Annotated in this window: 13 protein-coding genes; 2 read left to right on the top strand and 11 right to left on the bottom strand. The window is 67.1% G+C overall.

The window, feature by feature from the left end; genetic code table 11:
- Positions 1–142: 142 nt before the first annotated feature.
- Complete coding sequence (locus ACORQU_RS04380) at positions 143–595, top strand: RidA family protein (protein WP_491643650.1); 453 nt, start codon at positions 143–145, stop codon at positions 593–595.
- Between the two features lie 211 nt (positions 596–806).
- Positions 807–1,157, top strand: a complete 351-nt coding sequence (locus ACORQU_RS04375; protein WP_491643649.1) for a transposase — start codon at positions 807–809, stop codon at positions 1,155–1,157.
- 15 nt (positions 1,158–1,172) lie between these two features.
- Here the strand turns inward: ACORQU_RS04375 and ACORQU_RS04370 are convergent, their stop codons facing one another.
- The 11 genes from ACORQU_RS04370 to ACORQU_RS04320 form a co-directional block, all read right to left on the bottom strand.
- Positions 1,173–2,498, bottom strand: a complete 1,326-nt coding sequence (locus ACORQU_RS04370; RefSeq protein WP_491643648.1) for a sensor histidine kinase — start codon at positions 2,496–2,498, stop codon at positions 1,173–1,175.
- A gap of 10 nt (positions 2,499–2,508) precedes the next feature.
- Positions 2,509–3,846, bottom strand: a complete 1,338-nt coding sequence (locus ACORQU_RS04365) for a sigma-54-dependent transcriptional regulator (protein WP_491643647.1) — start codon at positions 3,844–3,846, stop codon at positions 2,509–2,511.
- Between the two features lie 12 nt (positions 3,847–3,858).
- Positions 3,859–4,221 carry a hypothetical protein gene (locus tag ACORQU_RS04360; RefSeq protein ID WP_491643646.1) on the bottom strand — a complete coding sequence of 121 codons (363 nt, stop codon included), beginning with the start codon at positions 4,219–4,221 and terminating at the stop codon, positions 3,859–3,861.
- Positions 4,222–4,286: 65 nt separating this feature from the next.
- Positions 4,287–4,718, bottom strand: coding sequence for a hypothetical protein (locus tag ACORQU_RS04355; RefSeq protein WP_491643645.1), 432 nt, complete (start codon positions 4,716–4,718; stop codon positions 4,287–4,289).
- 18 nt (positions 4,719–4,736) lie between these two features.
- On the bottom strand, positions 4,737–5,981 hold the full coding sequence (locus ACORQU_RS04350; RefSeq protein ID WP_491643644.1) for an ABC transporter permease: 1,245 nt from the start codon (positions 5,979–5,981) through the stop codon (positions 4,737–4,739).
- A 3-nt stretch (positions 5,982–5,984) separates the two neighbouring features.
- A complete protein-coding gene (locus ACORQU_RS04345) occupies positions 5,985–7,301 on the bottom strand; it encodes an ABC transporter permease (protein ID WP_491643643.1) in 1,317 nt (438 codons plus the stop codon).
- A gap of 34 nt (positions 7,302–7,335) precedes the next feature.
- Positions 7,336–8,562, bottom strand: a complete 1,227-nt coding sequence (locus tag ACORQU_RS04340) for an ABC transporter permease (protein WP_491643642.1) — start codon at positions 8,560–8,562, stop codon at positions 7,336–7,338.
- 12 nt (positions 8,563–8,574) lie between these two features.
- The gene (locus ACORQU_RS04335) at positions 8,575–9,879 is read right to left on the bottom strand and encodes an ABC transporter permease (protein ID WP_491643641.1); all 1,305 of its coding nucleotides are present in this window, start codon (positions 9,877–9,879) and stop codon (positions 8,575–8,577) included.
- A 21-nt stretch (positions 9,880–9,900) separates the two neighbouring features.
- Entirely contained in the window at positions 9,901–11,115 is a 1,215-nt protein-coding gene (locus ACORQU_RS04330) for an ABC transporter permease (protein WP_491643640.1), read from the bottom strand.
- 11 nt (positions 11,116–11,126) lie between these two features.
- Positions 11,127–12,434, bottom strand: a complete 1,308-nt coding sequence (locus ACORQU_RS04325; protein ID WP_271644601.1) for an ABC transporter permease — start codon at positions 12,432–12,434, stop codon at positions 11,127–11,129.
- A 15-nt stretch (positions 12,435–12,449) separates the two neighbouring features.
- Complete coding sequence (locus tag ACORQU_RS04320; RefSeq protein ID WP_491643639.1) at positions 12,450–13,685, bottom strand: ABC transporter permease; 1,236 nt, start codon at positions 13,683–13,685, stop codon at positions 12,450–12,452.
- Positions 13,686–13,691: the final 6 nt, after the last annotated feature.

The raw sequence follows: 13,691 nt of genomic DNA, 5'->3' as shown, positions 1-13,691 counted from the left end.
GCACGGGGAGTGGGCGCCTGATCGAACCTGGCAGTTCCCGGTCGCACGCTGCTGCGCTTGATGCGCGCGGGTGGCCGGGGACATGCCCGCGACTGGATGCACGCGATCCGGGCGCACGCTTTCCCCACGCAGAGGTTGTCGCATGAAGTCGCATCGCTTTTCGCTCCGTGTCCTGGGTTTTGGCTACCTGCTCGGCGTCGCGCTTTCCGCCCAGGCGGCAGATCTGGAATATCACCGTCCCGCCGGCAGCAAGGCACCGTATGCGGCCGCCGTGCGCGCGGGCGACACGGTGTACGTGTCCGGCCAGCTCGGTGTTGGCGCCGATGGCAAGCTCCCGGCGGATTTCGCGAGCCAGGCCAGCAACACCATGGCCAACGTCGCCAAGGTGCTGGGCACGGCCGGCGCGTCCATGGACCAGGTGACCCAGTGCACGGTGATGATCGTCGACATGAAGGACTGGGCCGAGTTCAACAAGCGCTACGTGGCCGCCTTCAAGCCTGATCACCTGCCCGCGCGCAGCGCGATGGCTGTCAGCGCCCTGCCGATGCAGGCCGCGCTGGAAGTAGGCTGCACGGCCTACGCGCCGGCCGGCTGACCCGGCAGGCGATCTGTCCGCGCGATCGGACTACAAAGGCGCCATCAGTGCTGCTGACCTCTGGCACACGTGTTGTGCCGGAGGTTGGCATTCAATGACCTCATGGATGGAAACACAACCTGCCGCGTCTTCCGCCGCATCGGCCGGATGCATCGCCACGCCGGCGCACCGAAAGGCCTGCGCGCGCGCCCGGCCTGGCGGCGCTGACGACATGGCGGCAATGCGCTACTCGCAGGCGGCCAAGGCCCGGGCGCTCCAGCAGGTGCATGCGCTGGCGGCCAACGGTTACTCGCGACGCGGCGCGGTCCAACACGTCGCAAAAGGCCTGGGTTGCCGCAGCGAGACGCTCAATGCCTGGCTGCGACGCGAAGCCAGCCAGCAGCGCGGCAATGTGCATCACGACGTGCATGGCGCTCGCCTGCGCCAACTCGAACGCGAACTCCAGGAGCTGCGACGCCTCACCGCCGCCCTGCAGCGCGCCTTGCGGGCTGCGCTCGACGCGAAGGGCGAAGATGCTTCACCCCAACAGCTGCCCATTTCGCCGGGCGCTAGCCAGCGCTGAGGTCGGCGAGGCCGATCAGGTGCTGGGCAGGTGCAGGCTGACGCACAGTCCGCCGCCCTCGCGGTTGTGCAGGGCGATGCGCCCATCGTGCGCCTCGACAATCTCGCGGGTCAGCGCCAGCCCCAGGCCGGTGCCGTTGCGCTTGGTCGAGTAGAAGGGCACCAGCGCGTTCTGCAGGACCGCCTCGTTCATGCCGCTGCCGCGGTCGAGCACCTCCACACGCACCTGTCCGTGCAGGGGGGTGACGCGCACGATGACCTCGCTGCCTTCGCAGCCTGCCTCGTGCGCGTTCTTGACCAGGTTCAACAGCGCCTGGCCCAGCTGCGCAGGATCGATGCGGCTGCGGATGCCCTCGGCATGGCCCTCGATGGTGAAGCCGATCTGCTGCTGCAGCCCGCGCAGGAAGGCGAACCATTCGATGGCCTGCTTCTGTGGCTGCGGCAGCTTGGCAAAGCGTGCGTAGCCGCGGATGAATTCCTCCAGATGGCGCGCGCGCTCCTCGATGGTGGCGAACACATGTTCGAGCTGATCGTGCCGACCGCGCCGCACCAGTTCGCCGCCGGAGTGCGCCAGCGAGGCCACTGGTGCCAGCGAGTTGTTGAGCTCGTGGCTGATCACACGAATGACCTTCTTCCAGGTCTGCACCTCCTGGCGGCGCAGCTCGGTGGTCAGCCGCCACAGCTGCAGCAGCTCCTGCTGGCGGCCGTTGAGCTGGAAGCGTCGCCGTGCCAGGTGATAGATCTGCTCCTCGCCGCCTTCTTCCTCCGCGCCAACGGCGAACAGGCTGTCCCCACCCCGTTCCATCGCCTCGACCAGCTCCGGCTCGGCGTGTTCGAGCAGGGTCTCGAAGCGCTGCCCCTCCATGCGCCGGCCGCCGAACAGCAGGTTGCGCGCGGCCAGGTTGGCGAACACCACGCGCATGCCGCCATCGCCGCCGGGCGCCAGCAGCAGCATCGCCACGGGCGAGTGCTGGATCATGCTGTCCAGCAGAAGCTCGCGCTGGGCCAGGCCCTGGCGCTGGTCGCGCAGCACCTGGCCCAGTTCCTCGTGGGAGACCACCAGATCGTTCAGCTCGTCGTTGCCGGACCAGTGCACGCCGAAGTTGAACTCGCCATCGCGATAGCTGTTGACCGCGCCGGACAAGGCACGGAACAGCGAGTTCACCGGCATCAGGGCCTGGCGAATGACCCAGGCGGCCAACGGCAGCAGCAAGACCGCGGAGATGATGGCGCTGAGCCATACATCCTCCAGCCAGGTCTGCATGGCCAGCGGCAGGGCGATGGCCGCGACGCCCAGTGGCAGCAGCCACAGCATCAGGCGACCGGCCAGCGAGCGCTTCATGGCCGCGCGCTCATTGCGGCTTGATTCCATGCCGGTCCATGCGCCGGTACAGCGCCTGCCGGCTCAGGCCCAGCTCGGCGGCGGCCTGGGCGATCACGCCGCCAGCGCGCGCCAGCGCACCTTCGATCTGGGCCTTGTCCGGCTCGGCCGAGGGCGCGTGTACGCGTGCGGCCGGCGCGGCGGCCGGCAGCTGCAGGTCGGCCGCCTCGATATGCGCGCCGGGACTGAGCAGGCTGGCGCGCTGAATGACGTTGCGCAGCTCGCGCACGTTGCCTGGCCAGGCGTGGCGCAGCAGCGCGGCGCGGGCCGATTCGCCGATGGGCTTGTCGGCGAAGTGCGCGGCCAGCGGCAGGATGTCGCCGGGACGTTCGGCCAGCGGCGGCAGCGCCAGTTCGATCGCGTTGAGGCGGTAGTAGAGATCCTCGCGGAAGCTGCCCTCGCGGATCATCGTCTGCAGGTCGGCATTGGTCGCACTGATCACGCGCACGCGCACGCTGCGCTCGCGGTTGGAGCCCAACCGCTCGAAGCGGCCGGTTTCCAGCACGCGCAGCAGCTTCATCTGTCCGGCCGGCGGCAGGTTGCCGATCTCGTCCAGGAACAGCGTGCCGCCATCGGCCGCCTCGAACTTGCCCTCGCGTGCCTTGTTGGCCCCGGTATAGGCGCCGGCATCGGCACCGAACAGCTCGGCCTCGATCAGCTCGCTGGGCAGGGCGCCGCAGTTGAGCGTCACGAACGGCCCGTGCCGCACCGAGGAGTTGGCCTGCACGATCTCGGCGATCTTTTCCTTGCCACTGCCATTGGGACCGGTGATCAGCACCGGCAGGTCGCTGCGTGCCACCTGGCAGGCCAGCGCCAGGACGCGCTCGCTGGCCGGGTCGTTGAACACCAGGCCACGCAGGTCGTACTTCTCCTCCAGCTGCGCGCGCTGCAGCCGGTCGCGCGCGCGACGCCGGTCCAGCTCCTCGCGCGCCTCGGCCAGCTCCAGCAGGGTGTTGACCGTGGCCAGCAGACGGCGGTCGTCCCAGGGCTTGCCCAGATAGTCGGCCGCGCCGGCCTTGACCAGCTCCACGGCCGCTTCCAGATGGGTCCACGCGGTCAATAGCACCACCGGCAGGTCGGGATGGCGCGCGCGGATCTGCGCGAACAGCGCCTGGCCCTCCTCGCCACTGGTGGTGTCGGCGGAGAAGTTCATGTCCTGGATCACCAGGTCGATCGCCTCGCGGTCGAGGATGGCCAGGCCGGCGTCCGGACTGGCCGCGTGCAGGGTATCGATCTCGTGCAGCGAAAACAGCACGTCCAGGGCGTGGGCCACGGCGGGGTTGTCGTCGATGATAAGCAGGGTCGGCATGAGTCCGTGGCCTTACTGGCGGATCGCCTTGAGAGTGGTGCCGCCCTGGGTGAGCAACAGATGGCTGACACGATCGTTGGCGCCGAAGACGAACTCCACGCGCGCCTGCTGCCCGCTGGCATGGAAGACGGTCTCCGAGTCAGCCACCAGCGCCACGGCACTGCCGCCGGCCGGGCGCAGCATCAGCGTGCTGCCTTCGTGCCAGACCTCCAGCGTCAGGCCGTCCACGGCGGCATAGCGGCCGGTGTAGCCATCCAGCGTGCCCTCGGAGACCAGCACGCCATCGGCGGCCGGCGCGGCCTGGTGGGCCAGCGCGGTGCCGACGTAGCAAAGGGCTAGCAGCATGCCCAGCAGGGAGGATGGGCGGACGGACATCACATGCTCCGGGGTGGTGGGTGAACCGGCACAGGATACCGGCCTGCGGCATCAGGCGATCCGGCTCACGCACCGGGTGCCGGCGGGGGTGGTGGTGGCAACGGTGGCGGCGGGGGCGCGGGAGGAATCAGGTCCACGTAATCACTGGCCGACAGATGCGCCACATGCACGCTGCCATCGCGCGCGTCGACCTGCAGCGCCGTGCTGTGACCATGCAGGGCGCGCAGGGCCGAAATCAGCGCAGCCACCGTCTGGACCGGCTTGCCGTCGACCGCGCGGATCACCTCGCCGGCGTGTAGCGGCAGTCCCTTCGCATCTTTCACCACGACGCCCGCCTGGACGTCACGCAGCTGCAGGCGACGCTCCAGGCCTTGCCAGCGGAGCTGATGGTCATCGACCTGCAGGTGGCCAAACTTCGCCTCGGCAGACGCGGGTTGAAGCGTTGCGCACAGGGCGCACAGCACGGTGGCGATGAGCAAGCGGCGTGAGGTTGGCATATGCATCTCCATGGAACGTCAGCCGGCCCGCGTGGCGATGGCCGGCGGGACGCGCGAGGCGCGCAGGGCGGGCCCGAGCACGGCGACCTGGCCCAGTGCCCACAGCAGCAGCGCACCGACGGGCAGGTAGAGCAGGGGCAGGCGCGCGAGTTCGTACTGGCGCATCAACAGCTGGTTCAGGCCGTAGGCCAGCAGCATGCCCAGCACGACGCCGGCCCCGACGATCAGGAAGTTCTCGGCCTGGAAGTGGCGCAGGATGTCCCCGCGCGTGGCGCCCACCGCGCGGCGGATACCGATCTGCCGCGTGCGCTGGCCAACCCAGAAGTTCGCCAGCCCACCGATGCCCAGTGCGGTGACGAACAGCAGCGCCAACGACGAGGTGATGAGCAGACCGAGCATGGTGACGTCGCGCTGGAAGTATTCGCGGCGCACCTGGGTGTAGGTGCGTCGCTGCTCCTCGGGAATCAGGCGCACCGGGCCGGCCTTGTCCAGCGCGGCGGCCGCTTCGCGCAGCACGCGCTGACGGTCCTGGGGGGCGCTACGCAACAGATAGGTCGCGGAAATCCGTGCCTGGCTGGTGGAGGTCAGCAGAAGCATTGTGTCGTCTGGCCCGCCGGAGGCCATGGGCGCCAGCACGTCCTGGATCATGCCCACCACTGGAACCGGGCCATTGAACCCGTACAGCAGCTTGCCGACCGGATTCTGCCCGGGCCACAGGCGGTGGGCCATGCTGCGGGTCACGATGACGGCCTGGCCGGCTTTTTCGGCGGCGCGCTCCTCATCGGTGAAATCGCGCCCGGCGAGCAGGGTCAGGCCCATGGCCTTCAACAGGTCCGACGAGCCCGAATAGCTGGGAAACGAGACGCAGCCACTGATGCCGTCGATACCGCGGGCGGCTTTGGCGCGATCAAATCCCTCCTGCGATGTGCACGCCCCCGTACCGGAATAGTTGCGCGACAGCGGCATGCTGCCATTGTCCAGCGCCGCCGCGGCCTGAACGCCATCGATGGCGCGTAGCGCCGTCAGGTCGGTCTGCCGCTGCGCATGTGCATTGGCCGCGTCGTCCAGGCCACTGACGCTGATGAGGGACAACTGGTCTTCTGGTAGCCCGGAGGCCGCGGTGATCTGCTGGATCCGTCCGACCAGCATGAAGCCTGCATTGATCACAATGGCGCAGGTCAATGCGACCTGTAGCGTCAACAGCGCGGCGGTGAGCCGGTGATGACGCAGCGCCGACAGGATGGGCATGAGGGGCAACGGCATGATTCAGACTCCCTTGATCTGCAGCGCAGGTGAGATCCGGCTCGCGCGCCATGCCGGCAGCAGGCCGGCCAGCAAGGTCGCCACCACGGCCAGCGTGACGGTGGAGAACAACATCGACGCGTCCATCTGGGCGATCCGGGCGTAGTCGTCGGGACGTTGGCGCACGCTCCACAGTCCGAGCTGGGACAGGGCGATGCCCAGCAGCCCTCCGCTCAGGCCGATCAAGGCGGCTTCGGTCCCAAGCTGGACCAGGATGTCCCGGCCACGCGCGCCCAGGGCGCGGCGCACGCCGATCTCGTTGCCGCGGCGCAGGAACTTGGCCAGCAACAGGGCAACGATGTTGACCAGGCACACCAGCAGGAAGCCCAGCGCCAGCCACAGCTGCAACTGCACTTCCGAAGGCACCAGCTTGCGATAGGCCAGCCAGTCCATCAACGGATACAGGCGCACGGTCTGCGGATCGCGCTCGAAGCGCCCGCTGGCATGCTGCTGGGCGGCATAGTCATGCAGGAAGCGCGTGTAGTCGGCGACCTGCTGCGGGGTGTCGAGCTCCACCCAGAATTGCAGCCAGCTCGACGAAGGCGATTTCAGGACGTCTTCCATGTCCGACTCGGCCCAACTGGATTGGTTGCCGGAAATGTCGAACCGAAGTTCAACCGCGACCGACAGAGGCAGGAAGAACGCATCGCTCTGGCCGAACGAATCGCTGCTGCCCAGGTCGGCGTAGAAGCGCGGCTGTGGCGACCACGGTGCGGTGACGCCCACCACCCGGAAAAGCGTGTCCTTCAGGCGCACCGTACGCCCGACGACATCGGTCGTTCCGTATAGCTTGACCGCCAGGTCGTGTCCCAGCACCACCACGCGCGCATGCTCATCGTCCTCGTGCGCGGTCCAGCCCTGGCCATGCTCAAAGGGGACCTGGAACATCGCAAAGAAATCCGCGGTGGTGAAGCGGCCCTCGTAATAGTTGGGACGGGCGGTTGCCTTGGTCGGCCACACCAATAGACGGCCGCCGGCCATGGCCGCCTGATGCGTCGCCCTGCCATGCGTGAGCAGCGCCATCGCGTCGGGATAGGTGAAGTTGTTTGAAGGATTTCCCCACCTGCCACCATCGGGATACTTCAGCGGCAGCGGATCAAGGTGCGGATAGAACAACACCCCGCTCTTCTCGGGAATCGGATCCTGGGTCATGACATGCAGCACGGTGAGCATGGTCATGCTGGCGCCGATCCCCAGGCCGATGGCGCACACCATCAGCGCGGTCATCACCGGCGTGCGCCGCAGGCTGCGCAGGGCCAGGCGGAAGTAGTAGCCGATCAAGGTTCGCTCCTGTGCATGGTTACGTTAAAGGCCTTCAGGCGCTGCGCGTGGCAATTGCCGGCGGCACGGCGGCAGCCCTGCGCGCAGGCCAGAACACGGCGACCTGTCCGAGCGCCCACAGCAGCGCCGCGCCCACGGGCAGGTACATCAGCGGCAGGCGCGGCAGCTCGTACTTGCTCATCAGCAGCTGGTTGATGGCGTAGGCCAGCAACATGCCCAGAACGATGCCGGCGCTGACCAGCATCAGGTTCTCGGTCTGAAAGTAGTTGAGGATCTGACGCTTGCTGGCGCCCAGCGCGCGGCGGATGCCGATTTGTCGGGTGCGCTGTTGCACCCAGAAGCTGGTCAGTCCGACGATGCCGCCGGCGGTGACCAACAGCAGCACCACGCAGACGGTCACCAGCAGCCAGGCCATGGTGCGGTCGTTGTTGTAGTAGCTGTGGCGCGCCTGCTCCAGCGTGCGTGCATCATCGCTGGACACCAGTCGGGTGGGCCCATGCGTGCGTAGTGTCTGAAGTGCGGTCTTGAGGACGGCCTGGCGTTGTGCGGGATCGGCCACGCGCAGCAGATAGGTTCCGCGCGAATAGGGCAGGTTCGACGGCATCAACACGGCGTAGTCGTACTGGGCCGACCTGCCGTTGTCGCGAGGTTGCACGAGTCGGTCAACTACCCCCACCACCGGGTTGGTGCCATCGATGTAAAGCGTCTTGCCGACCGCATTTTCCCCTGGAAACAACCGCTCGGCCAGCGCCTGGCTCAGGATCACCGGGGTGCTGCTGCTTTCAGGCGTCGAGGTGGGGTTGGTCTGGAAGTCGGTGAATTCATTGGCGTTGAACGGGCGTCCTGACATCACGCGCAGGCCGAGTGTCTCGATGACTTGCGTGCCGCCCAGGTATCGCGTCTCGGTCGCCGTGGGCTTGTCCTGATCGGGGCGCAGGCTGATGCTACTGACCCCGAAATTTGAGCCGAACACGGTCTGGTTGATGATGGAAGCGGCCGTCACACCGGGAATCGCGCGCAGCGCGCTCAGGTCATCGCGGGTCACGGCCAAGGCATCGCTGTCCTTGCCAATGCCGCTGACATGCAGCTCCACCAGGTGGGATTCATCGAGCCCCGTCGGCCGCTGGATGCGCTCCAGACGCTGTCCGATCAGGAACAGTGCATTGCAGACAACTGCACAGCTGAAGGCGATCTCCAGCACGATCAGCGTGGTGGCGATCTTGTGGCGGCGCAGGGTGGAAAGGATCGGTCGCAGTTCCATGGGGATCTCCGGTTACTGCGATTTGAGTTGGATGGCGGGTGTGACGTGCATGGCCCGCCAGGCCGGCAGTGCGCCGGCCAACAGGCTGCTCAGGAGCGCCAGGCCAAAGGTGGCCAGCAGCATCGTCAGATCCATGTGTGCCATGGGCGCGTAATCGGCCGGTTGCTTGCGGACGATGGCCAGGCCGAGCAGCGCCAGGATCAGGCCCAGGCTGCCGCCGGTCAGACCGACGATGCCGGCTTCGACCAGGTATTGGGCAAACACGGTCATGCGGCTGGCCCCCAAGGCGCGGCGCACGCCGATCTCGCTACTGCGGCGCAGGAATTTGGCCAGCAGCAGGCCGATGGTGTTGAGTAGGCAGATCACCAGGAACCCCAGCGCCAGCCACAGCTGCAGGCGCACATCCGACGGCACCACGTGATTGAGATCCAGCCACTGCATCACGTTGAGCAGCTTGAGGTCGCCGGGGTGCTTGAATCGCCCCGCGTCGTGCTGGCGGGCGATGTAGTTGTCCAGATAGCGGCGGTAATCGGCTGCATCCGAACCGGCGCCCAATTCGGTCCAGTACTGAAGCCAAGCACAAGGCGCGGACAGGGCCGTCTTGCCTTCTGGTGAATCGCCCCAGCACCACATCGAACCGCTCAACGGGAACGCCAGGTCCATCGCGGTGGAGAAGGGAACGAAGATCTCCTCGCTGTTGCCGAACTCGTTGTTGGTCAAGTCGTAGAAGCGTGGATTGACCGCCCACGTGTTCAACACCCCGATCACCTGAAGCGACTGTCCGCTGACCTGGATGGTGCGGCCGGTGCCGTCGGCACCACCGAAGAGCTGCTGATTGAGTTTTGAGGAAATCACCGCCACGCGCGCGTGATCGGCATCGTCGCGCGCTGACCAGGCATGGCCATGCTTCAGCGGCACATCGAACATGGGGAAAAGGTCGGCCGTCGTGTAACGCGACTCGACCCGGAACGCGCTCTGTCCGGCCGCGGCCGGGAGAATGACCACGCTGCCGGCGGACATCATCGCCTGGCGCTTGCCATGGCCCTGCTTGAGCAGGCTTTCGGCATCCAGGCGGGTCATTTGCAGCAGCTCGTCCCGGTCGCCAGGGTCGTATTGGCTATCGGGCAGGGCGTTCATCTGAACATAAAACAGCCGCTCACTCTTGCCTGGAATCGGGTCGCTGGACAGCACGTGAAACACGGTCAGCGTGGTCATCGACGCACCGATGCCCAGCGCTATGGTTAACACCATCAACGCGGTCAGTGCCTTGTTGCGACGGAAACTTCGCAAGGCCAGATTCAAGTAGTAGGCAAGCATGTGGAGCTCCTGTGCGGCCGGTCAGGCGCTGCGGGTGGCAATTGCCGGCGGCACGGCGGCGGCTTTCCTGGCCGGCCACAGCACGGCGACCTGCCCCAGCGCCCACAGCAGCACCGCGCCCACGGGCAGGTACATCAGCGGCAGGCGCGGCAGTTCGTACTTGCTCATCAGCAGCTGGTTGATGGCGTAGGCCAGGCCCATGCCCAGCACGATGCCCACGGTGGCCAGAATGAAGTTTTCGGTCTGGAAGTAGCGCAGGATCTGGGCGCGGGTGGCGCCCAGGGCGCGGCGCACGCCGATCTGGCGCGTGCGCTGGGCCACCCAGAAGCTGGCCAGGCCGATGATGCCCAGCGCGGTCACCACCAGCAGCGCTGCACTGACCGCCACCAGCAGCCAGGCCATGGCGCGGTCGTTGCGGTAATAGCGGGTGCGCAGGTCTTCCAGGGTACGGCTGGTGTTGACGCTGACGATGCGGGTCGGGCCGATGTGCGACAGCACCTGCTTGGCCTGATCCAGCACCGCGTCGCGGCGGGCCGGGTCGGCCACGTTGATCGCGTAGATGCCGCCGTCCATGTAGTTGAAGCGCACCGGGAACAGCATGGACATGTCGTATTCGGCCCCGGGGCCGGCATCGCGCGGCTTGGCCAGGTGCTCGATGATGCCGACCACGTGATGCGGCTGGTCGCCAAAGACGTAAATCGACTTGCCCAGTGCGGACGCGCCGGGGAACAGGTGCGCGGCCAGTGCCCGGGTCAGGATGACCGATGGATAGTTGTTGTCGTCCGCATTGCGGTACTCGTCGGGCTTGAAGTCCCGGCCTTCCACCAGCTTCAGGCCCAGCGCATCCAGGCCACCCTCACCAACCATGTAGTTGGTGGTGGCCATGGTGCTGTCCTCCTGGTCCGGGCGCAGTTTGATGCTGCTCATCCACATGGAGTTGGCGAACGTGGCCTGGTTGATCGTGGTGACCGCGCGCACACCGGGGATGGCGCGCAGCGCGTTCAGGTCGGCGCGGGTGACGGCGTTGCCCTCGGCGTCGTGGCTGATGCCGTTGATGCGCAGAAACACCAGGTGCGACTCGTCCAGCCCGCTGGGCCGGTGCATGCGTTCCAGACGGTTGTTGATGAGGAACAGCGCGTTGCAGACGATGGCGCAGCTGAAGGCGATTTCCAGCACGATCAGGGCCGCGGCCGTCTTGTGGCGCAGCAGGGTGGACAGGATGGGGCGCAGTTCCATGATGCGGCTCCTTATTGCGTCTTGAGCTGGATGGCGGGAGTGACCTGCATCGCGCGCCAGGCCGGCAATGCGCCGGCCAGCAGGCTGCTGACCAGGGCCAGGGCAAAGGTGCCCAGCAGCATCGGGGCGTCCAGGTGGGCCAAGGTGGCGTAGTCGGTGGGTTGCTGGCGCACCGCCCACAGGCCCAGCAAGGCCAGGCCCAGGCCGAGGACACCGCCGGCCAGGCCGACCGTGCCGGCCTCGACCAGGCACTGGACGAAGATGTCCCGGCGCGAGGCGCCCAAGGCGCGACGCACGCCCAGCTCGCTGCCGCGGCGCAGGAACTTGGCCAGCAGCAGGCCCACGGTGTTGAGCAGGCACACGCCCAGGAAGCCCAACGCCAGCCACGCCTGCAGACGCACGTCGCTCGGCACGACCTGGTTGTGGTCCAGCCAGGTCATCACGTCGCTCAGACGCACGTTGGGCGCGCGCTGGAAGCGGCCGGCGTCGTGCTGGCGCGCCGAGTAGTTCTCCAGGTAGGCCCGGTAATCGGCGGCCTTGGACGGGGATGCCAACTGCACCCAGTACTGGACCCAGGCGCAGCCGGCGTTCAACGCCAAGGCGTCATCGCCGGCATCGCTCCAGCAGTTGGTGTTGCCGCTGTTGCCCCAGTGCAGGTCCATGGCAGTGGAGAAGGGGACGTACACGTCTTCCGGCCCTTCGTTGTAGCGGCCATTGGTCAGGTCGTAGAAGCGCGGGTTGGGATTCCAGTCGCCATCGACCACGCCCAGCACGCGGAAGGCGGTCTTGCCCAGCTGCAGCGTGCGCCCGGTGGGGTCGGCCTGGCCGAAGAGCTTTTGTGACAGCGGCTGGCTAATCAATACCACGCGTGCACGCGCCTCATCATCGGCCGCGGTCCAGGGATGGCCGTGTACCAGCGGCACCTCGAACATCGGGAAGAAGTCCGCTGAGGTGTAGCGCGCATGCAGGAGGAAGGGCGTCAGGCCCGGCGTGTCCGGCTCGATGGCCGCGCCACCGGCCGACATCATCGCCTGCAGGTCGCCGCGCTTTTCGCGCAGCAAGGCTTCGGCGTCGAAGCGGGTGAGCTGGTCGCTGGGGTCCTCGCCCGGCTTGGCGCCATTGAGCGGCCGCGGATCCAGCTGCACGTAGAACAGGCGGTCGCTCTTGTCTGGAATCGGATCGCCGGAGACCACGTGGAAGACGGTCAGCGTGGTCATCGACGCACCGATGCCCAGGGCAACGGCCAGCACCATCAGCACGGTCAAAGCCCGGTTGCGGCGGAAGCTGCGCAGGGCGAGATTGAAGTAGTAGGCGAGCATGGCGGCTCCAGTGGGTCAGGCGCTGCGGGTGGCGATGGCAGGCGGGATGGCGGCGGCGCGACGGGCCGGGTAGAGCACCGCCAGCTGGCCCAGCACCCATAGCGCCAGCGCGCCGATGGGCAGGTAGGCCAGCGGCAGGCGCGGCAGTTCGTAATGGCGCATCAGCAGCTGGTTCAGGGCGAAGGCCAGCACCATGCCCAGGGCAATGCCCAGGGTGACCAGCAGGAAGTTCTCGGTCTGGAAATAGCCCAGGATCTGCCCGCGTGTGGCCCCCAGCGCGCGGCGCACGCCGATTTGGCGCGTGCGCTGGCCTACCCAGAAGCTGGCCAGCCCGACGATGCCCAGCGCGGTGACTACCAGCAGCGCCACGCACAGGGTGATCAGCAGGCCCATCATGTCGCGGTCGTTGCTGAAGTAGTCGGCGCGACGCTCGTCGAAGGTCTGGTTCTGCATCACCAGGCGGCTCGGATCGACGCGGTTGACGGCGTCCACCGCATCGCGCAGAACCTGCGCGCGGCGCGCCGGGTCGCTCACCCGCAGCACATAGAGCCCGCCCTGGTCGTAATGCTTGCGCAGCGGCATCAGCATCGAATAGCTGGTGTTGCCATTCCAGCTGTTGGGCCGGCGCAGCTGCTCGACCACCCCGACGATGATCAGCGGGATGTTGGCCATATACACCTGACGCCCGACGGCGGCTTGTCCGGGGAAGAGTTTTTCGGCAGTGGCCTTGGTCACGATCAGCGGCATGGTCTTCAGTGGCATGCCGTTGTGGGTACCCAGCTGGTCCATCAACTCGGACCAGTTCATGAACTCATCCGGCCTGAAGTCGCGCCCGGCCGCCAGCCGTAGACCCAGCGTACGCAGCGTGCCCTCGTCGCCCACGTACATCGCCGCACTCAGGGTCGGGGTGGGCTGGTCGGGGCGAGTGCCCAGCGAGGAGTTGTTGGAGCCATAACGGAACGGCAGCTGGTCGACCATTGCCACGCTGGTCACCCCCGGCACGGCGCGCAGCGCGGCCAGGTCTTCCTGCGCCCTGGCATCGGCGTTGACCTGCTTGCCCACCCCACTGAGCGAGAGGACCACCAGCTCGTGTTCGGCCACACCGCTGGTCTGGTGCAGCGACTCCCAGCGCTGGCCGACGATGAACAAGGCGTTGCAGATGATCGCGCAGGTCAGCGCGATCTCCACCACGATCAGCGCTGCGGCGGTCTTGTGCCGGCGCAGGGTCGACAGGATCGGTCGGATTTCCATCAGGCA

Source organism: Pseudoxanthomonas sp. JC1303 (assembly GCF_058448525.1).
The sequence above is the reverse complement of the archived record's forward strand: the minus strand, read 5'-3'. Positions and strand labels throughout refer to the sequence as shown.